At 51.8% G+C, this 19,888-nt stretch carries 16 protein-coding genes and 1 pseudogene; 10 read left to right on the forward strand and 7 right to left on the reverse strand.

Translation table 11 applies throughout. The annotated features are described in order from the left end of the window. Positions 1-78 precede the first annotated feature (78 nt). Positions 79-1,416: an NCS2 family permease gene (locus IEV89_RS17760; protein ID WP_188474856.1), complete on the forward strand. Its 1,338-nt coding sequence runs from the start codon at positions 79-81 to the stop codon at positions 1,414-1,416. Between the two features lie 68 nt (positions 1,417-1,484). Here the strand turns inward: IEV89_RS17760 and IEV89_RS17765 are convergent, their stop codons facing one another. Together IEV89_RS17765 and IEV89_RS17770 are read right to left on the reverse strand one after the other, a co-directional pair. Beyond that, positions 1,485-2,057: an NADPH-dependent FMN reductase gene (locus IEV89_RS17765; protein ID WP_188474857.1), complete on the reverse strand. Its 573-nt coding sequence runs from the start codon at positions 2,055-2,057 to the stop codon at positions 1,485-1,487. Between the two features lie 98 nt (positions 2,058-2,155). After that, a complete protein-coding gene (locus tag IEV89_RS17770; protein WP_188474858.1) occupies positions 2,156-2,881 on the reverse strand; it encodes a 4'-phosphopantetheinyl transferase family protein in 726 nt (241 codons plus the stop codon). A 299-nt stretch (positions 2,882-3,180) separates the two neighbouring features. Here IEV89_RS17770 and IEV89_RS17775 point away from each other — a divergent pair, with 299 nt between their 5' ends. The 3 genes and pseudogenes from IEV89_RS17775 to IEV89_RS17785 form a co-directional block, all read left to right on the forward strand. After that, positions 3,181-5,076 carry a methyl-accepting chemotaxis protein gene (locus IEV89_RS17775; RefSeq protein WP_188474859.1) on the forward strand — a complete coding sequence of 632 codons (1,896 nt, stop codon included), beginning with the start codon at positions 3,181-3,183 and terminating at the stop codon, positions 5,074-5,076. Positions 5,077-5,190: 114 nt separating this feature from the next. Further along, positions 5,191-6,489, forward strand: a complete 1,299-nt coding sequence (locus IEV89_RS17780; RefSeq protein WP_229746527.1) for a cytochrome c — start codon at positions 5,191-5,193, stop codon at positions 6,487-6,489. Between the two features lie 75 nt (positions 6,490-6,564). Beyond that, positions 6,565-6,846: pseudogene (locus IEV89_RS17785) on the forward strand (SDR family oxidoreductase); the annotation flags it as partial. Between the two features lie 18 nt (positions 6,847-6,864). On the opposite strand, the gene mnmE reads toward IEV89_RS17785, so the two are convergent. The 5 genes from mnmE to rpmH all read right to left on the reverse strand — a co-directional run bounded on the left by mnmE (position 6,865) and on the right by rpmH (position 10,719). Next, positions 6,865-8,229: a tRNA uridine-5-carboxymethylaminomethyl(34) synthesis GTPase MnmE gene (gene mnmE, locus IEV89_RS17790; RefSeq protein WP_188474860.1), complete on the reverse strand. Its 1,365-nt coding sequence runs from the start codon at positions 8,227-8,229 to the stop codon at positions 6,865-6,867. A 113-nt stretch (positions 8,230-8,342) separates the two neighbouring features. Beyond that, positions 8,343-9,977, reverse strand: coding sequence for a membrane protein insertase YidC (gene yidC, locus IEV89_RS17795; protein WP_188474861.1), 1,635 nt, complete (start codon positions 9,975-9,977; stop codon positions 8,343-8,345). A 2-nt stretch (positions 9,978-9,979) separates the two neighbouring features. Continuing rightward, complete coding sequence (gene yidD / locus IEV89_RS17800; RefSeq protein ID WP_072009927.1) at positions 9,980-10,237, reverse strand: membrane protein insertion efficiency factor YidD; 258 nt, start codon at positions 10,235-10,237, stop codon at positions 9,980-9,982. After that, positions 10,201-10,560 (reverse strand): ribonuclease P protein component, encoded by a 360-nt coding sequence (gene rnpA, locus IEV89_RS17805; RefSeq protein WP_034794314.1) that lies wholly within the window; start codon positions 10,558-10,560, stop codon positions 10,201-10,203. The genes yidD and rnpA overlap by 37 nt, the downstream gene beginning before the upstream one ends. 18 nt (positions 10,561-10,578) lie before the next feature. Continuing rightward, a complete protein-coding gene (gene rpmH / locus IEV89_RS17810; RefSeq protein WP_140475521.1) occupies positions 10,579-10,719 on the reverse strand; it encodes a 50S ribosomal protein L34 in 141 nt (46 codons plus the stop codon). 698 nt (positions 10,720-11,417) lie between these two features. Between rpmH and dnaA the strand changes: the two genes are divergently transcribed. From dnaA to IEV89_RS17840, 6 genes are all read left to right on the forward strand, one after another. Continuing rightward, positions 11,418-12,815 (forward strand): chromosomal replication initiator protein DnaA, encoded by a 1,398-nt coding sequence (dnaA, locus tag IEV89_RS17815; protein ID WP_188474862.1) that lies wholly within the window; start codon positions 11,418-11,420, stop codon positions 12,813-12,815. Positions 12,816-12,819: 4 nt separating this feature from the next. Beyond that, positions 12,820-13,920, forward strand: coding sequence for a DNA polymerase III subunit beta (dnaN, locus tag IEV89_RS17820; protein WP_188474863.1), 1,101 nt, complete (start codon positions 12,820-12,822; stop codon positions 13,918-13,920). A 145-nt stretch (positions 13,921-14,065) separates the two neighbouring features. Continuing rightward, a complete protein-coding gene (gene recF / locus IEV89_RS17825; RefSeq protein ID WP_188474864.1) occupies positions 14,066-15,154 on the forward strand; it encodes a DNA replication/repair protein RecF in 1,089 nt (362 codons plus the stop codon). Positions 15,155-15,173: 19 nt separating this feature from the next. Further along, entirely contained in the window at positions 15,174-17,588 is a 2,415-nt protein-coding gene (gene gyrB / locus IEV89_RS17830) for a DNA topoisomerase (ATP-hydrolyzing) subunit B (protein ID WP_188474865.1), read from the forward strand. A gap of 158 nt (positions 17,589-17,746) precedes the next feature. Next, the gene (gene yidA, locus IEV89_RS17835; RefSeq protein ID WP_188474866.1) at positions 17,747-18,562 is read left to right on the forward strand and encodes a sugar-phosphatase; all 816 of its coding nucleotides are present in this window, start codon (positions 17,747-17,749) and stop codon (positions 18,560-18,562) included. Positions 18,563-18,590: 28 nt separating this feature from the next. Continuing rightward, positions 18,591-19,853 carry a YidR family protein gene (locus tag IEV89_RS17840; protein WP_188474867.1) on the forward strand — a complete coding sequence of 421 codons (1,263 nt, stop codon included), beginning with the start codon at positions 18,591-18,593 and terminating at the stop codon, positions 19,851-19,853. The last annotated feature ends 35 nt before the right edge of the window (positions 19,854-19,888 follow it).

Consider the following 19,888-nt stretch of genomic DNA (forward strand, 5'->3'; position numbering starts at 1 on the left):
GTGTGACCCACGTCAAAAAGGATACTTTTTGGTATAGGATAGCCTTCGACCGTTATTTCCCTTCTTCGGAACTCACTAATGAGCAAACCACAAAGCAATGTCTCCAGCGGACAGGGCCTGTTCGAGCGTTTATTTAAGCTGACGCAGCACGGCACTACCGTTCGTACTGAAACTATCGCCGGACTGACCACGTTCCTGACCATGGTGTATATCGTGTTCGTGAATCCGCAGATCCTTGGTGTGGCTGGCATGGATAAGTCGGCCGTTTTTGTGACCACCTGTCTGATTGCCGCCTTTGGCAGCATCCTGATGGGACTGATTGCTAATCTGCCCGTCGCACTGGCACCCGCCATGGGCCTGAATGCGTTCTTCGCTTTTGTGGTGGTTGGCGCGATGGGCATTTCATGGCAAGTCGGCATGGGTGCTATTTTCTGGGGCGCAATCGGTTTCCTTTTGCTGACAATTTTCCGTATCCGCTACTGGATGATCGCCAACATTCCGGCCAGTCTGAGGATCGGGATCACTGCCGGTATCGGCCTGTTCATTGGCATGATGGGGTTGAAAAATGCCGGCATTATTGTTGCGAACCCAGACACCATCGTCACTATCGGTAATTTAACGTCACATAATGTTCTGCTCGGCGCACTGGGCTTCTTCATTATTGCTGTGCTGGCGTCGCGTAATATTCACGCGGCGGTTCTGGTTTCTATCGTGATAACCACGGTGATTGGGCTGGCAATTGGTGATGTGCATTACACCGGTATTTTCTCTATGCCACCCAGTGTGATGTCAGTGGTGGGACAGGTTGATATTAAAGGGGCGTTAAATATTGGTCTGGCGGGGGTTATTTTCTCCTTCATGCTGGTCAACCTGTTTGACTCCTCCGGTACACTTATCGGTGTAACCGATAAAGCCGGGCTGACCGATGCCAACGGCAAGTTCCCGCAGATGAAACAGGCGCTGTACGTTGATAGTATCGCTTCGGTTGCCGGTGCGGTGGTCGGAACGTCCTCAGTAACCGCGTATATCGAGAGCTCCTCCGGCGTTTCCGTGGGTGGCCGTACCGGACTCACTGCGGTAGTGACCGGTATTCTGTTCCTGCTGGTGATTTTCATCTCTCCGCTGGCCGGTATGGTGCCCGCATACGCTGCTGCTGGCGCGCTGATCTATGTCGGCGTACTGATGACCTCCAGTCTGGCTCGCGTTACCTGGGATGACCTGACTGAAGCTGTTCCAGCGTTTGTCACTGCCGTGATGATGCCGTTCAGCTTCTCGATCACCGAAGGTATCGCGCTGGGCTTTATCTCTTACGTGGTGATGAAACTCGGTACTGGCCGCTGGAGAGAAATCAGCCCTTGTGTGGTGGTGGTGGCGTTGTTGTTCGTGCTGAAAATTGCGTTTGTTGACAGCCACTAAGTTCTTCGAATAGTGCCATAGAAAAGCCCGCAAAATTCTGCGGGCTTTTTTGTTTCTTCGCGGGGATATTATTTCAGCGCGACCCGGCGGGTGTAATCAGCAAATGCGGTCAGTTGACCGGTCAGGAAATCCAGCGTGGCCGGCTCGATCACTTCGCCAATCTGCTCATCGACTTTGTTCTGAATCACGCCGCCCATAAATTCAGGACGGTTCATGACCATTGCATCGAGGAATACCAAAATTTGGCGCAGATGATATTGACAGCGCGCACCGCCAATAGGTCCCATGGAACTGGTCTGGATCAGCACCGGTTTTCCCGACAAGGGCTGACCAGGTAAGCGTGATATCCAGTCGATAGCATTTTTAAGGCCACCAGGCACCGAGTAGTTATATTCTGGCGTGACGATAATCACGCCATCTGCCTGACGAATTTGTTCAGCAATGGCCTCGATATCAGCCGGGAAACCCTCTTCTTGTTGAATATCTGCATCATATAACGGCAAGCTTCCAATCGATGGCAGAGCTTCAATGGTAACGCCTTCCGGAGCCAGTTTAGGCAAAGTACGCGCGATCATGGCGTTGTAAGAGCCTTTACGCAGGCTACCTAGCAGTGTGACAAACTTCAGTGGTTGAGTTGACATTGGCGACTCCTGTGATGGGTGAGTACTAAAATAAGTACGGGATTAATCTAGCCCAGGGTGTGATCGACTGGATAGCTTTTGGCACTCTGGCAGGGATGTTATTTCACCGGAGGCAGACTGGTGAATTTCATAAAATGTGGTGAATCAGACTGCTGTTGCGCTGACAATGTTTGCGTGCGCGTGAAACCGTTATCCGGGTCATAGTGCCAGCACAGCAGCCGCATGATCGAGGGCGTATGCGCGCATGCCCAAGTGAGAGAGCCGTCGATATCACTCATCACCTGCGCTTCGGGTGTGAGAGCTGAACGCAGGCGGCCCGATGCCGGGTTCAGACTCAGGCTATTTTCACCATACTCAGTCAGACCGGATAGTTTCAGCATACTTTGACGAATACACCAAAGCTGAAGAGCAGACTCCACGGGATCGCTTTGTTGGGTGATCCAAGTTTGCTCAACGGTTGATAACTGTGCCTGCTGCCGTGGGTTAATCAGCGCGCTGCGCGCATGGATGATTTCTAGGTCGAGACCGACCTTACCTTCACTACTGAGCATGACGCCTGCTGTACTGCCTGCGAAGGCCAGGCTGAAATCCGGGAGATTGGGCGATTCAAAACTCGGGCGGCCGCTGGGCAAAATAATGATAGTGGGCAACTCAGTGATGCCGTAAAGATAAAACATCATTTCTGCCAGCAGAACACGACCCGTTAAAAAGCGTTTGCGCTGTTTTTCGGAAAGAGTTCTTGCGGATAATATTACGTCGGCGGGAAGGCGGTGAGTATCAGTCTCAGGATCCGTAGCTACCCATTTAGCAAAGTGGCACGCCATCGTTCACTCCATGATTAATGGTTCGGCTTATTTTCTCTCAGGGTTGGGAGAATAACATTAAGATAAATCATTAAAAATAGCTGAAAATCTGCTCTTAATCTGCTTGAAAAAACGTGATGAGCGCAAAAAAGGTGGCCCAGTTCACATCCTCATGTTGTTGTTGATAAAAGTTGCATAACGAACCCTCTTTGAGCCCCCAAATACAACACCTAATGACGACAAAAGCATAAAGAAACGTCGGAAAATGCCGTTAGTACTAAAGCAGCGAGATCGCTGCTTTGCCTGCGAGCACCGCGAAAATGTTAAAAACAACACAATCACGCTTTATCGCTTTAATCAGCTTGTTTTTCATTTTACTGATTATTGTTACGCTCATCGTTATCCAGGTATTTATCTCTCCCAAACTGAAGCAGGCTGAGAGTCTATTGGTCGCAGGCCAGGTGGGCGATGTCGCCGTGGTCATCAACGACCGCCTGAACAAAGTCGAGTCGCAGGTTCGCAGTATCACTCAAAGTGTGGCACAGATGGACAGCGCGTCAATCGATGCTCTGTTGCCTTCGCTGGTGGATCAGTACGGAGACAGTGCGGTGTTTGGTGGAGGTATCTGGCCGTTACCCAATCAACGCGATCCTTCTAAGGTTAAGTTCAGCAGTTTCTTTGCCCGCAACGGCAACAATAAATTGACCGTCAATACATTCTGGAACAGTGCAGAATCGCCAAACTATTTTGAGCAATCCTGGTATTTGGCTGCACTAAAAGGCGAAAAAGGGCGGTGTGTTTGGGCTCCCGCTTACTTTGATGACGCCAGCACTCAGCCGCGAACTAACTGCGCGATGGCCATTTATAAAGGCGATAAGCAGTGGGGTGTGGCAACCATCGACGTGACTCTGGGCTTCTTCAACCAATTGGTTATCGATATGGAGAAAAAAGTCCACGCGACGATTTACATCGTTGAGCAGAATGGCACCCTCGTTGGCACGAGCAAAAGCAGCGACGAAAAACTGCCTAAACTGGCTTCACTTGGTGAGCAGTCACCGCTGGCAGCACAGATCCGCAAAAGTCTCGATCAGATAAAAGACAGTCGCAATCTTGAAGTGCAGTACAGCAATGACGGTATAGATCACACCCTGTTTATGAGCAAAATTCAGGGGCCATGGTACATCGTGACCGACATGCCAACCAGCCAGTTGCTGCAACGTACCCACAGTATTCTCGCCAGTCTGGGATTAGTGCAAATCCCGATGGTATTACTGTTGTTACTGATTCTGGTTATTGCTATCAAAATCTTCATGCGGCAGCTTGCAGCGCTGAATAAAAATATCAGTCAGCTTTCAGCTGGCGGCGCCGATTTGACGCAGCGTTTACCCCAAAGCAGTAGTCCGGAATTTGACGAAGTAAACCGTAGCTTTAACAACTTCCTCGACTTTTTGCAGTCTATCCTCAAACAGGTCGGTGACAGCACATTGGCCATCGCGTCAGCGTCACGCCAGATTGCCAGCGGTAACCTTGATCTTTCGGCACGAACGGAGGAACAGGCGAGCTCCATCGAACAAACCGCAGCATCAATGGAGCAGTTGACCAGCACGGTGAAGCAAAACGCTGGAAATGCTGAAGGGGCTAACCAGTTGGCGCGTGATGCTTCGGCAGTGGCTGAAAAAGGCACGCGGGTCGTGCGGCAGGTGGTGGAGACAATGGGTTCCATCAATGGGTCATCGAAAAAAATCGTCGATATCATTAGTGTGATCGACGGTATCGCTTTCCAGACCAACATTCTGGCACTGAACGCGGCGGTTGAAGCGGCGCGTGCCGGTGAACAAGGGCGTGGTTTCGCGGTGGTTGCCTCTGAAGTGCGCAGTCTGGCTCAGCGCTCAGCGACATCTGCGCGCGAAATCAAGAAGCTCATCGAAGACTCCGTCGCAAATATCACCACCGGTAGCCAGTTGGTCGCCACCGCAGGCAGCACCATGGATGAATTGGTGGTTGGCGTTAACAATGTGGCAACATTGATGAGTGAGATCATGTCTTCAAGCCAGGAGCAAAGTCTTGGCATTGAGCAGGTAAACATAGCCATCACTCAGCTTGATAACACCACACAGCAAAATGCCGCGCTGGTGGAACAGGTTTCAGCCGCAGCTCAGGCCATGCAGGACCAAACGTTGCAACTGGAAACCGTGGTAGCAAGCTTTAAACTCTGACTTTTTGCATACATACTCAAGCCCGGCAGATAACCGCCGGGCTTTTCTCGTTCTGGCGGGATATATCCTGCCAGCCCGGCATGAAAATATCATACTTAACCAATGGTTGAATGCATGAGTGCATGGATTAAAACGAGAATGGTAGGGTACGCCGCCATCGTGTTGTGGCGCTGCCTGAGCAGTGCCGGGGCTCAGGCTGCTACGTTGGATCCTGCACAAATCAACGCGGGTGAATATCTGTCGCGCATGGGGGATTGTGCCGCTTGCCATACCGCTGCGGGCGGCAAGCCGTTCGCTGGTGGCCTGAAAATGAGCACGCCGGTGGGTGCTATCTATTCCAGCAATATCACGCCGGATAAAAATACCGGGATTGGTCATTACAGTGAGAAAGATTTTAGTAAAGCCCTGCGCCAGGGGATTGCTAAAGATGGGCATCATCTCTATCCGGCTATGCCTTATCCGTCATTCAGTAAAATAACAGATAGTGATGTACATGATTTATATGTCTATATTACACAACGAGTTGTTGCGGTTGATCAGAAAAACCGCGGTAGTGATATCTCTTTTCCGCTGAATATGCGTTGGCCGTTAGCGGTCTGGAACACGGTTTTCCTCGAGAAAAAGCCCTATTATTCTGATCCGCAAAAAACCGCTGACTGGAACCGGGGAGCTTATCTGGTTCAGGGATTAGGGCATTGCGGCAGCTGTCATACTCCTCGTGGCGTGGGTTATCAGGAAAAAGCACTGGATCAGAATTCAAAATATTATCTTTCCGGCGGCACGCTGGAGGGCTGGCATGCGCCAAACCTACGTGGGGATGCGACAACCGGCCTCGGGCAGTGGAATGCAGCTGAGATTGGTCAGTTCCTTAAAGTCGGGCACACCGAAAGGGCAACGGCCTTCGGCTCAATGACGGAAGTTATTCACAATAGCACGCAATATCTCAACGATGCCGACCGGCAGGCGATAGCGGTTTACCTGAAATCATTACCGGCAGACGGCAATTATCGGGCACAGGTGAATAATAATGCGACGACTAAAGCGCTGGACGCTGAAATCTCCACCGCACCAGGTGCACAGATTTATGTGGATAATTGCCTCGATTGCCATCTTTCCAGCGGACAGGGTGAGGCAAATCGTTATCCGACGTTGGCGCAAAACCCGGTAGTGGTGAGCGACGATCCGTCTTCCCTGATCAATCTGGTGCTGAACGGATCCCGCGCGCCTGCAACACAGTTTTCATCGAAACCGGTTAAAATGCCGGGCTTTGCGGCGGATCTGGACGACCAGCAGATCGCCGATGTAGTGACGTTTATCCGCCACGGATGGGGAAATCAGGCCAGCACGGTCAGCGCCGGACAGGTGAAAGAGATGCGCCAACTAACGGCGAATAAAAATCAGGCCGATCAGTAATCTGCATTTTCCACAAAGAAGTGAATCAGACTGGTAAGCTTCGGGCGCGGCCTGAAATCAGGGAGATACACCCGATTGATCGGCCAAAAATTCCTTAATGATGGCGGTTCGATCACTCTGACCCGCGGTATTATCGCCGAAGAGCCTATCTGGCAGGGAGCCAACGCCACTACGGTGAATGCCGCCGTCGAAGGTTTTGTCCGCGGTGCAGCCATCGAATTACCGCGCGGGATCCGCATCAATGGCGTCAGCCCGACGGTGGTTGAGGAATCGCTGCAAAGTTACGGCCCGTTCTTCCCCGGCTTCGAAGCGGCACCGGCCGCACGTGTGGCAAAAGCGTATCGCCGCAGCGTGTAAGGTTCTCAGACCGATAAATCACTTACCAATGCAGAAACTCGAGAAGATGCGTCCCAGCAAATCATCGGAGGTGAACTCGCCGGTGATTTCACTTAGGGCAAGTTGTGATATGCGCAGCTCTTCAGCCAAGAGTTCCCCTGCGCGGGCACCGAGAAGCTGGTCTTTACCCTGTAGAAGATGCTCTGCTGCCAGCTCCAGCGCCTGTAAGTGACGGCGACGGGCGAGGAATCCACCTTCCATGTTGTGATTGAAACCCATGACCTGTTTCAGATGATCGCGCAGCAGATCGATACCGTCGCCGGTACGGGCGGAAAGACGAATAAGTGAGTGACCATTCACTTCCGTCTGGCCTAGTGCTTCGCCAGTAATATCGGCTTTGTTGCGCACTACGACGATAGGTAGCGATGCCGGCAGGCGCGCCATAAACTCTGGCCAGATGTCGGCAGGCTCGGTTGCGGATGTCGTCGTGCCATCGACCATGAACAGCACTAAATCAGCTTGTTCGATCTCATTCCACGCACGTTCGATACCAATACGCTCCACTTCGTCGCTGGCTTCGCGCAGACCGGCAGTGTCGATGATATGCAAAGGCATGCCATCGAGATGAATGTGCTCACGCAGAACGTCGCGGGTGGTACCGGCGATGTCGGTGACGATCGCCGCTTCGCGACCCGCTAGGGCGTTCAGCAAGCTGGATTTACCGGCGTTAGGGCGACCTGCAATGACCACTTTCATCCCTTCACGCAGCAGGCTGCCCTGACGGGCTTCGGCGCGCACGGCATCGAGATCACTCATCACAGTGTTGAGTTTGGCTTCAATTTTACCGTCAGACAAGAAGTCGATTTCTTCATCCGGGAAATCGATGGCCGCTTCGACAAAGATTCGCAGGTGAGTAAGTGCTTCCACCAATTGATGAATACGCTTTGAGAAGGCACCTTGTAATGAGTTAACCGCCGAACGGGCCGCTTGTTCGGAACTGGCGTCAATTAGATCAGCGATAGCTTCAGCTTGGGCCAGATCCAGCTTGTCATTGAGGAAGGCGCGTTCGGAGAATTCACCGGGGCGCGCAATGCGTACGCCGTCCAGCGATATAATACGTTTTAGCAGTAAATCGAGGATCACCGGGCCGCCGTGGCCTTGCAGTTCCAGCACATCTTCGCCAGTGAAAGAGTTAGGGCCGGGGAACCACAGCGCGATGCCCTGATCCAGCGTGCTGCCATCTGCGTCCTGAAACGGCAGATAATCGGCATAACGGGGTTTGGGCAGCTTACCTAAGACAGCCTGTGCCACATCCCGCGCCGCTCGGCCTGAAATGCGCAAAATGCCAACGCCGCCTCGGCCGGGAGGCGTTGCCTGGGCAATGATGGTATCTGAGGTACTCATAGCTGTTTATCTCTTTTAGACTTTTACTGATATGCAAAAGGCGGTCAAATGACCGCCTTTGTCTTTTTATCATCAAGTTTAGCTGTCAGGACGAAAGTCGCCCTGACATTCACTTATGACTTTTTCTTGTCGCGGCTGTGCAGGCCACGTTTTTCCAGACCGCGGTAAATCAATTGCTGCTGGAGAATGGTCACCAGGTTACTGACGATGTAGTACACCACCAGACCAGACGGGAACCACAGGAAGAACACGGTGAAGATGACCGGCATGAAGGTCATGATCTTCTGCTGCATCGGGTCTGTGACGGTCGTTGGCGACATCTTCTGAATGAAGAACATCGTAATACCCATCAGGACCGGCAGAATGTAGTACGGGTCTTGCGCTGACAGGTCATGGATCCACAGAGCAAACGGTGCGTGACGTAATTCAATGGAGCCCGACAGCATGTAATACAACGCCAGGAAGATTGGCATCTGGATAACCAGCGGCAGACAACCTCCCAACGGATTCACTTTCTCAGCTTTATACAGCGCCATCATCTCCTGACTCATGCGCTGTTTGTCATCACCAATACGCTCACGCATAGCGGCCAGTTTTGGCTGCAGCATACGCATTTTGGCCATCGACGTGTATTGAGCGCGGGTCAGTGGGTACATGATACCGCGGACAATAAAGGTGATGATGATGATGGAGAAGCCCCAGTTACCGATGAAACCGTGAATGAACTTCAACAGTTTGAACAGTGGCTGAGAAATGAACCACAACCAGCCGTAGTCTACGGTGAGATCAAGGTGTGGCGCGATAGCGGCCATTTTGTCCTGAATTTCCGGGCCAACCCACAAGGTCGAAGCAACTTGCTGCTGCGCACCAGGTTGAACAACAAACGGCGTACCTTTAAAGCCTACTGCTGAGATACCGTTGTTGGTCGTGGTGTAGAAGTGGTTGGTATCATTCGGTGATGGGATCCAGGCAGTTGCAAAATATTGCTGCAACATGGCAACCCAACCGCCTTGCGTCGTAACATTCAGCGCATCGCTTTTATCGAACGCATACTTCTGATATTTGTCATCGCTGGAAGAGTACGCTGCGCCGCGGAAAGTATGCAGAGCGAAGTTATTACTTCCGGTGTCTTTATGTTTCGGCAGGTCAGTGGTTTGACGCAACTGGCCGAACAGGGTCATTTCAAGCGGTGTCGAGGTCGTGTTGTTGATGTTGTACTCAACATTGACGGCATAAGAGCCACGCTTGATAACGAAGGTTTTGGTGATCACTGCGCCATTCTCAGCCGTATAAGTCAGAGGAATGCGCAATTCGGCCTGGCCTTCACCTAAAGTGAAGTCATCCTGGCTGGCTTTGAACAGAGGACGCTCGCCGTTTGCCGGGTTGTCAGGACCGTTTTTACCTGTCAGACCGCTTTGAGCCTGATAGACGAAATTAGGGGTGGTTTCCAGGAGTTGGAAAGGTTGATTTGAACCCAGAGTCGTTGGGTAAGCAGTCAGTAATGCCTGGTCAATGTCGCCACCACGGGTGTTGATGGTTAATGAAAGCACGTCAGTATTAACCGTGATCATTTTGCCCTGTCCGCTGCCAGGAACAGCCTGGTTAGCAGCATCGCCGTTAGCAGTATTCGCTGTCTGTTGCGTGGTCTGGTTGGCTGGTTGCGGAGCGTGGTCCGTCTGCCAGGCCTGCCAGATCATGAAAGACACGAACAGCAGAGCGATGAGAAAAAGATTGCGTTGCGAATCCATCGTTAGAGTTCTCTGTTATTGTCGGTTTTCGGCGGCACGGGGTCATCACCACCTGGGTTCAAAGGATGGCATTTTAATACGCGTTTCAATGTCAACCAACTGCCTTTTAACATGCCAAAACGACCAATTGCCTCAATACCGTATTGAGAGCAGGTTGGTCGAAAACGACAATGCGGCCCAAGCAAAGGACTGATAAAAAGCTGATAACCACGTATCAGCCCGATCAGGATGCGGGAGCCTGCCGGCAATGTCGACGCCATAATTTCTCCAACGCTTCCGTCAATGCACGATTATCTAAATCGGCGACACCCTTTTTGGCAACCACCACAAAATCCATCGAAGGCAACTTATGTTGAAGTAGCCGGAAACTTTCGCGGGTAAGGCGTTTGATCCGGTTACGCTCATGAGCGCGTTTGACATGTTTTTTGGCGACAGTGAGACCCATGCGGGGATGCCCCAGCTCGTTCAGGCGGCCGAGTATAGTGATTTGCGGCGTGCCAGCCCGTTGTGGCTGCTGGAAGACAAAAGTGAAATGACGGGGAGTTAACAAGCGTAACTCCCTGGGAAAAGCGAGCTTAACCACTAAATAGGTTAGCTTTTATTACTTAGAAGCTGACAGACGGGTACGGCCTTTCGCACGACGGCGGGCCAGAACCAGACGACCATTTTTGGTTGCCATACGAGCACGGAAACCGTGGCTACGGTTGCGCTTCAATACGGACGGTTGGAAAGTGCGTTTCATAGCGATTTCTACCTAAACTTAAATTATTACTGATCAGTAAACGCGTTGGCTGTCGGCGAAAAAACGACCGATGCCTTTATCGCAACGTATAAAGAAGCGGGATTGTAATAACTGTACAGTCCTGAGTCAATTTACATTACCAGAAAGTCGCCAGATCTATTTACCAGAGATGCCATAATGGCCCGTGGTCACCGCTTAATCCCATCTGACTATGACCATCAGGAACACAGGCGTCACACGTAGGGCTGAGGATTATACGGACTCCACCATAAAGCGCAAGGATCCGTGGTTGATCCTTACAACTTTCTCTTATGATCTTTTGGCCGACATCTTCAAAAATGCCTCAGCGCAATCTTATTTTTTCGCCACCGTGACGATAACACCGTCTAATTATTTTAGGATCGGCTAAGCTTATGCACTTGCCGATCCTAGCCTGTGGATAAAAAGGATCAATCTATCAGGAAGGGGAGGATCTCTGTGCCGTATTGCGTTATGATCCGCCATTCCGATCGCGATCCCAACTGGGGTGGCCGTCGACAAATCCGCAAAAAGCGGTTCGCACGTTACTTCACATTGCTGACAGGGTGATGTGAATACTTATTCCTCCGCTATGCCGGGCGGAACGTGTGCCAAAAATCATGATTTAAAAAATATCCTGATCCTTTTCTTTTTTTGATCTTGTTCGAGTGGAGTCCGCCGTGTCACTTTCGCTTTGGCAGCAATGTCTTGCCCGTTTGCAGGATGAATTACCTGCCACAGAATTCAGTATGTGGATACGCCCTTTGCAGGCAGAACTTAGTGACAACACTTTGGCGCTTTACGCACCGAATCGTTTTGTTTTGGATTGGGTGCGAGATAAATACTTAAACAACATCAACGGATTGCTCAATGATTTCTGTGGCATCGATGCGCCATTACTGCGTTTTGAAGTAGGCAGTAAGTCACTTATTCAGCGAGTTAATCAGCCTGTCACTACCGCCAGCGTCAGCTCACCGGCAGCTCATCAACCGGTGCCACGCCTTGCGCCTTCGCGTCCCAGTTGGGACAGCTCTGCTGCGCAGCCTGAATTGTCTTACCGTTCGAACGTCAACCCTAAGCACACTTTTGATAATTTCGTTGAAGGTAAATCGAACCAGCTGGCTCGTGCTGCGGCACGCCAGGTGGCTGATAATCCGGGCGGCGCTTATAATCCTTTATTCCTTTATGGCGGTACCGGTCTCGGTAAAACCCACTTGTTGCACGCGGTAGGCAACGGCATCATGGCGCGTAAAGCCAATGCCAAAGTGGTGTACATGCACTCCGAGCGCTTTGTTCAGGACATGGTTAAGGCCCTGCAAAATAACGCTATTGAAGAATTTAAGCGCTACTACCGTTCGGTCGATGCATTGCTTATCGATGACATTCAATTTTTTGCTAATAAAGAGCGTTCTCAGGAAGAGTTCTTCCACACGTTTAATGCCCTGCTGGAAGGTAATCAGCAGATCATCCTGACTTCGGATCGCTACCCGAAAGAGATCAACGGTGTGGAAGATCGCCTGAAATCTCGTTTCGGCTGGGGTCTGACTGTGGCGATCGAACCGCCTGAGTTGGAAACCCGCGTAGCGATCCTGATGAAGAAAGCCGACGAAAATAATATTCGTCTGCCGGGTGAAGTGGCGTTCTTTATTGCTAAACGTCTGCGTTCTAACGTCCGTGAACTAGAGGGCGCGCTGAACCGGGTTATTGCCAATGCCAACTTTACTGGCCGGGCGATCACCATCGACTTCGTTCGCGAAGCGCTGCGCGATTTATTGGCGCTGCAAGAGAAGTTGGTCACCATTGATAATATTCAGAAAACGGTGGCCGAGTATTATAAGATTAAGATCGCAGACTTGCTTTCCAAACGGCGTTCCCGTTCGGTTGCCCGCCCACGCCAGATGGCGATGGCGCTGGCAAAAGAGCTCACCAACCACAGCCTGCCAGAAATCGGCGATGCGTTCGGTGGTCGCGATCATACAACGGTGTTGCACGCCTGCCGGAAAATCGAGCAGTTGCGTGAGGAAAGTCACGACATCAAAGAAGATTTCTCCAATTTAATCAGAACATTATCCTCCTAGCGCTATGAAATTTATTGTTGAACGTGAGCATTTGCTAAAACCGCTGCAACAGGTCAGTAGCCCGCTGGGTGGACGACCGACGCTGCCTATTCTCGGCAACCTGTTATTACAGGTTACTGAAGGTTCGTTGTTGCTGACCGGAACCGATTTGGAAATGGAGATGGTGGCAAAAGTTGCCCTGACCCAACCCCACGAAACGGGCGCGACCACCGTACCGGCGCGTAAATTCTTTGATATCTGCCGTGGATTGCCAGACGGTGCGGAAATTTCCGTGGCACTGGACGGCGATCGGATGCTGGTACGTTCCGGCCGCAGCCGCTTCTCTTTGTCGACCTTACCGGCGACGGATTTCCCTAACCTCGACGACTGGCAAAGTGAAGTCGAATTCACGCTGCCTCACGCGACGTTAAAACGTCTGATCGAAGCCACTCAGTTTTCTATGGCGCACCAGGACGTTCGTTACTATTTAAATGGCATGTTGTTTGAAACCGAAGGTGAAGAACTGCGTACTGTCGCTACCGACGGCCACCGCCTGGCGGTCTGTTCTATGCCCATCGGCCAGTCTTTACCATCGCATTCGGTGATCGTTCCGCGCAAAGGCGTGATGGAGCTGGTGCGTCTGCTCGACGGCGGCGAAACACCGTTGCAGCTGCAAATCGGTAGCAACAACATTCGTGCTCACGTCGGTGACTTCATCTTTACGTCGAAGCTCGTTGATGGCCGTTTTCCTGATTATCGCCGCGTATTGCCGAAAAACCCTGACAAAGTCCTGCAAGCCGGTTGCGACTTGCTCAAACAGGCGTTTGCCCGTGCAGCGATCCTCTCTAACGAGAAGTTCCGCGGTGTGCGTTTGTATGTCAGTCATAACCAATTGAAAATCACTGCGAATAACCCTGAACAGGAAGAAGCAGAAGAGATTCTGGACGTTGGGTATGATGGCACTGAAATGGAAATCGGCTTTAACGTCAGTTACGTACTGGATGTGCTTAACGCGCTCAAGTGCGAAGACGTGAATCTGCTGCTGACCGATTCCGTATCAAGCGTACAGATCGAAGATGCGGCCAGCCAGTCTGCGGCTTATGTCGTCATGCCGATGAGGCTGTGATCGGGCTATCTTACTTGTCATTTTGCGATTGGGCAGTGCTCGCTTTTTTTATAAAAATCGGCTCACGTACTTGAGTACGCGCCGTTTACTGCGTGCTGTCCGTACGCAAACTGACTGCGACGATGACGCCCTGGAATTGGTTTAGATGGCTTTAACGCGCTTACTGATAAAAGATTTCCGCAACATTGAGGCGGCGGATTTAGATCCGTCGCCTGGTTTTAACTTTCTCGTCGGTCCCAATGGCAGTGGTAAAACCAGCGTGCTGGAAGCGATATATACGTTGGGGCACGGACGTGCTTTTCGAAGTTTGCAGGCTGGCCGGGTTATCCGTCACGATCAGGCTGAATTTATTCTGCATGGCCGTATTGATGATGGCGGTGAGCGTGAAATTTCTGTTGGCTTAAGTAAAAGCCGGCAGGGAGACAGCAAGGTACGTATTGATGGTAGCGACGGACATAAAGTCTCGGAGCTCGCGCAAATGTTACCAATGCAACTGATTACACCCGAAGGCTTCACCCTGCTCAATGGCGGACCGAAGTACCGGCGGGCGTTTCTCGACTGGGGTTGTTTCCATCATGACCCCGGTTTTTTTATTGCCTGGAGCAACCTGCGAAGGTTACTCAAGCAGCGCAACGCTGCGCTGCGTCAGGTGAGTCGCTATGCGCAAATTCGTGCCTGGGATCAAGAGTTGATCCCGTTAGCCGAGCGCATCAGCGAATGGCGTGCGGCTTATAGCGATGCAATCGCGGCTGATATCAGCGCGACCTGTGCGCAGTTCCTACCGGAGTTTGCCCTCAGCTTCTCTTTCCAGCGTGGATGGGACAAAGAGACTGAATACGGTGAGCTGCTGGAGCGTAATTTTGAACGGGACAGAGCCTTAACCTATACCGCCTCTGGCCCGCATAAAGCCGATTTTCGCATCCGTGCCGATGGTACGCCGGTGGAAGATTTGCTGTCACGCGGGCAGTTGAAATTATTGATGTGCGCACTTCGGTTAGCACAGGGTGAGTTTCTCACCCGAAAGAGCGGGCGGCGTTGCCTGTATCTTCTTGACGATTTTGCCTCCGAGCTGGACGCCGACCGACGTCGGTTGCTGGCTGATCGCCTAAAAGCCACCCAGGCACAGGTATTTGTCAGCGCTATCGGCGCTGAGCAAGTTACCGATATGATGGGTGAAAAGGGCAAGATGTTCCGCGTGGAACAGGGTAAAATAGCCGTTCTATCACAGGACTAAAAATGAGCGAGAAACGTTGATGTCGAATTCTTATGACTCCTCAAGTATCAAGGTATTAAAAGGGCTGGACGCGGTGCGTAAGCGCCCCGGCATGTATATCGGCGATACCGATGACGGCACTGGTCTGCACCACATGGTATTCGAGGTTGTGGACAACGCTATCGACGAAGCCTTGGCTGGCCACTGTAAAGAGATTCAAGTCACGATCCACGCAGATAACTCCGTCTCCGTTCAGGATGATGGCCGTGGTATTCCAACCGGTATTCATGAGGAAGAGGGCGTTTCTGCTGCTCAGGTCATCATGACCGTTCTTCATGCCGGTGGTAAATTTGATGATAACTCATACAAAGTGTCTGGCGGCCTCCATGGCGTGGGTGTTTCTGTCGTTAACGCCCTGTCGGAAAAACTTGAGCTGGTTATCCGCCGCGAAGGCAAAGTGCATGAGCAAACTTATGTGCACGGCGAACCGCAGAATCCGTTAAAAGTGGTCGGTGAAACCGAAGCAACCGGTACCACCGTTCGCTTCTGGCCAAGTTTTAACACCTTTACCAATAACACAGAATTCGAGTATGAGATTCTGGCTAAGCGCTTGCGCGAACTGTCATTCCTGAACTCCGGCGTGGCGATCCGTCTGCTGGACAAGCGTGACGGAAAGAACGATCACTTCCACTACGAAGGCGGTATCAAAGCGTTCGTGGAGTATCTGAGCAAGAATAAGAACCCAATCCATCCGACCGTGTTCTATTTCTCCACCGTGAAAGACGATATCGGTGTGGAAGTCTCACTACAGTGGAATGACGGTTTCCAGGAAAATATTTACTGCTTTACCAACAATATCCCTCAGCGCGACGGCGGCACTCATTTGGTCGGTTTCCGTTCTGCGATGACTCGTACGCTCAATGCGTACATGGATAAAGAAGGCTACAGCAAAAAATCCAAAATCAGCGCCACCGGTGATGATGCCCGCGAAGGTCTGATTGCCGTCGTTTCGGTAAAAGTACCGGATCCTAAATTCTCTTCTCAGACCAAAGATAAGCTGGTTTCTTCCGAAGTGAAGACCGCCGTTGAGTCATTGATGAACGAGAAGCTGGTTGATTATCTGCTGGAAAACCCGAGCGACGCGAAAATCGTGGTCGGGAAAATCATTGATGCAGCCCGTGCTCGTGAAGCAGCACGTAAAGCCCGCGAAATGACCCGCCGTAAAGGTGCGCTGGACCTGGCCGGTTTGCCGGGCAAACTGGCTGACTGCCAGGAACGTGATCCGGCCCATTCAGAACTGTATTTAGTGGAAGGGGACTCAGCGGGCGGCTCAGCAAAACAGGGCCGTAACCGTAAGAACCAAGCGATCTTGCCGCTAAAAGGTAAAATCCTCAACGTTGAGAAAGCGCGTTTCGACAAAATGCTTTCGTCGCAGGAAGTTGCCACACTGATCACTGCGCTCGGTTGCGGCATTGGTCGCGACGAATACAACCCGGATAAACTGCGCTATCACAGCATCATCATCATGACCGATGCCGACGTCGATGGTTCTCACATCCGTACTTTACTGCTGACTTTCTTCTTCCGTCAGATGCCTGAAATTATCGAGCGCGGTCACGTGTATATTGCCCAGCCACCGCTGTATAAAGTTAAAAAAGGCAAGCAAGAACAGTATATTAAAGATGACGAAGCGATGGATCAGTACCAGATTTCTATTGCCATGGACGGTGCGACGCTGCATACCAATGCCCACGCTCCGGCGCTGGCGGGTGCTGCACTGGAAAGACTGGTTGCTGAACATTACAGCGTACAGAAAATGATTGGCCGTATGGAGCGCCGCTTCCCGCGCGCACTGTTGAACTGCCTGGTCTACCAACCCACACTGAGTGAAACCGATCTCAACGAGCAGGTAAAAGTTCAGGACTGGATGGCATCCCTGGTGGCGATGCTGAACGAAAAAGAGCAGCACGGCAGCAGCTATAGTGCGATTGTGCGTGAAAACCGCGAACGTCAGATGTTTGAACCGGTTCTGCGCATTCGTACACACGGCGTAGATACCGATTACGATCTCGATTTCGACTTCGTTCATGGTGGTGAATACCGCAAGCTCTTTACCTTGGGTGAAAAACTGCGTGGCCTGATCGAAGAAGATGCCTATATCGAACGTGGTGAACGTCGTCAGCCGATCGCCAGCTTCGAACAAGCACTGGAATGGTTGGTGAAAGAGTCGCGTCGCGGCCTTTCGGTACAGCGTTATAAAGGTTTGGGTGAAATGAACCCCGATCAGCTGTGGGAAACGACCATGGATCCGGAACAACGCCGTATGCTGCGGGTAACCATCAAAGATGCTATCGCTGCGGATCAGCTGTTTACTACCCTGATGGGTGATGCCGTTGAACCTCGTCGCGCCTTTATCGAAGATAACGCCCTGAAGGCCGCTAACATCGATATTTGATAACGAAAAGTGAGTCATTGGCTGAGCTGAAAACCAGAGTCCGAATCGGGAAACCGTTTCGGACTTTTTTTCATCCGTTTCAAGCCCCGTTTCAGACTGGCTTTACAGCGCTAAGTCGCGTTAGCATTGAGAAAGAATATTTAAACTTTGAGGATGTTATGGCTATTGAGTTAATTGCAATTGATATGGATGGCACGTTGCTCAATCCGCAGCATGAAGTCACTCCTGCCGTGAAACATGCTCTGGCAGCAGCCCGTAAAAAAGGGGTCCAAATTGTATTGGCGACGGGACGCCCTTTTATCGGTGTGCAGCGTTATCTGCAAGAATTAGATCTGCAACAAGAGGGCTGTTACTGCATCACGAATAACGGTGCCTTAGTGCATGATGCGCAAAGTGGCAGCGTGATTGCTGAAGTAGCCCTCAAGATTGACGATTATCACTACTTTGAAAAATTATCACGTGAGCTCGGCGTACACTTCCATGCGCTGACTAAAACCGATCTGTTCACCGCTAACCGCCACGTCAGCCGCTACACCGTGCATGAATCCTTCACTACCGGCATTCCGTTGCAGTTCTGCCCGGCAGAAGAGATGGATCCGTCGCTGACTTTTCCCAAAGTGATGATGATTGACGATCCGGAACTGCTGGATCGCGCTATCAGCCAGTTACCGGACGACGCCAAAGCGCGTTACACCATCATGAAAAGCTCGCCGTATTTCCTCGAAATTCTCGATAAGCGCGTGAATAAAGGCGAAGGTGTGAAAACGCTGGCGGAAAAACTGGGTATCGCGCGCGAAAACGTGATGACCTTGGGCGATCAGGAAAATGACATTGCTATGCTCGAATATGCTGGCATTGGTGTGGCGATGGGCAATGCGCTGGACAGCGTAAAAGCGGTCAGCCAGTTTGTGACCAAAACCAACACGGAAGACGGCGTGGCATTTGCGATTGAGAAATTTGTTCTGAACGTTTGAACGGCGCCCAAAAGGAGAATGCGTAGCGATGGAAAAACAACTCACTTTCGACGCCCGCGGGCATCAACTGACCAATATTAACGTCTGGACACCAGACAGCCAGTGGCTGGTTTACGATGTCCGTCCGCATGGCGGTTCATTTACCGGTTCAACCATCGAACGGGTGCATGTAGCGACGGGTGAAGTGCAGGTGATTTACCAGGCAACGCAGGGCGCACATGTTGGTGTGGCGACGGTCAGCCCGGACCAACCCGCTCGTTACGTGTTTATTCATGGCCCGGAAAATCCTGATAGTACCTGGCAGTACGACTTTCACCATCGTCGCGGCGTGATTGTCAGTGAACCGCTTCGTTCTCCGGCTGTCACGCTGGATGCCTTTGATATCAGCGCCCCTTTTACGCCCGGCGCGCTACGCGGTGGCACGCATGTTCATGTCTTCAGTCCAGACGGTTCGCGCCTCAGTTTTACCTATAACGATCACGTTTTGCATGAACGGGACCCCGCGCTAGATCTGCGCAACGTCGGCGTGGCAATTTCGGACCATCCGGTGCTGTCTGCAAAACATCATCCGCGCGAATACGACGGTAACCACTTCAGCGTACTGGTCAGCCAGACCACACCGCATCCTCAGCCAGGCAGCGACGAGATTAACCGCGCCTATGAGGAGGGCTGGATCGGTCAGGAAGGCTATCAAAAACCGGATGGTCGCCGTCAGCGCTGGGCGCTGGCTTTCATTGGCGATACGCTTTCTGCCTTAGGTGAAAAACACCCGGAGATTTTTGTGGTGGATTTACCTGAACACGATAGCGGTTATAGGCAAGCCGGTGAGAAGCCACTTGAAGGGACGCCGGACACGCTGCCAGCCCCTCCGGCCAGCGTCAAACAGCGACGCATTACCTTCACGGCAAAAGGCATCGCGCAGCAGCCGCGACACTGGTTGCGCACCTCGCCCGACGGTTCGGCTATTGCATTTCTGATGCAGGATGATGATGGGGTCGTTCAGCTGTGGACGGTTTCGCCCAACGGCGGTGAGCCGCAGCAAATCAGCCATGCGGTGACGAGCATTCAGTCGGCCTTCAGTTGGAGCCCGAATGGCCGCAGCCTGGCGCTGGTCTGCGACAATAGCTTGATGCAACTTGATGTGGAAAGCGCAAAGATGCACCGGTTGACGGAGAGAACCGACGTTGCGCCTTGTGCTGATGCGGTGGTGTTTTCACCCGACGGCAAAAAAGTGGCGTTTATGCGCCAGTGTGGCGAGTTTGCCCAGATCGCAGTAACGTTCAGCCGCTAATCGCAGAGAACCGGCCTGCTCAGGCCGGTTAGACG

It is taken from the genome of Hafnia psychrotolerans, from assembly GCF_014639435.1.
Taxonomy (GTDB): Bacteria; Pseudomonadota; Gammaproteobacteria; order Enterobacterales; family Enterobacteriaceae; genus Ewingella; species Ewingella psychrotolerans.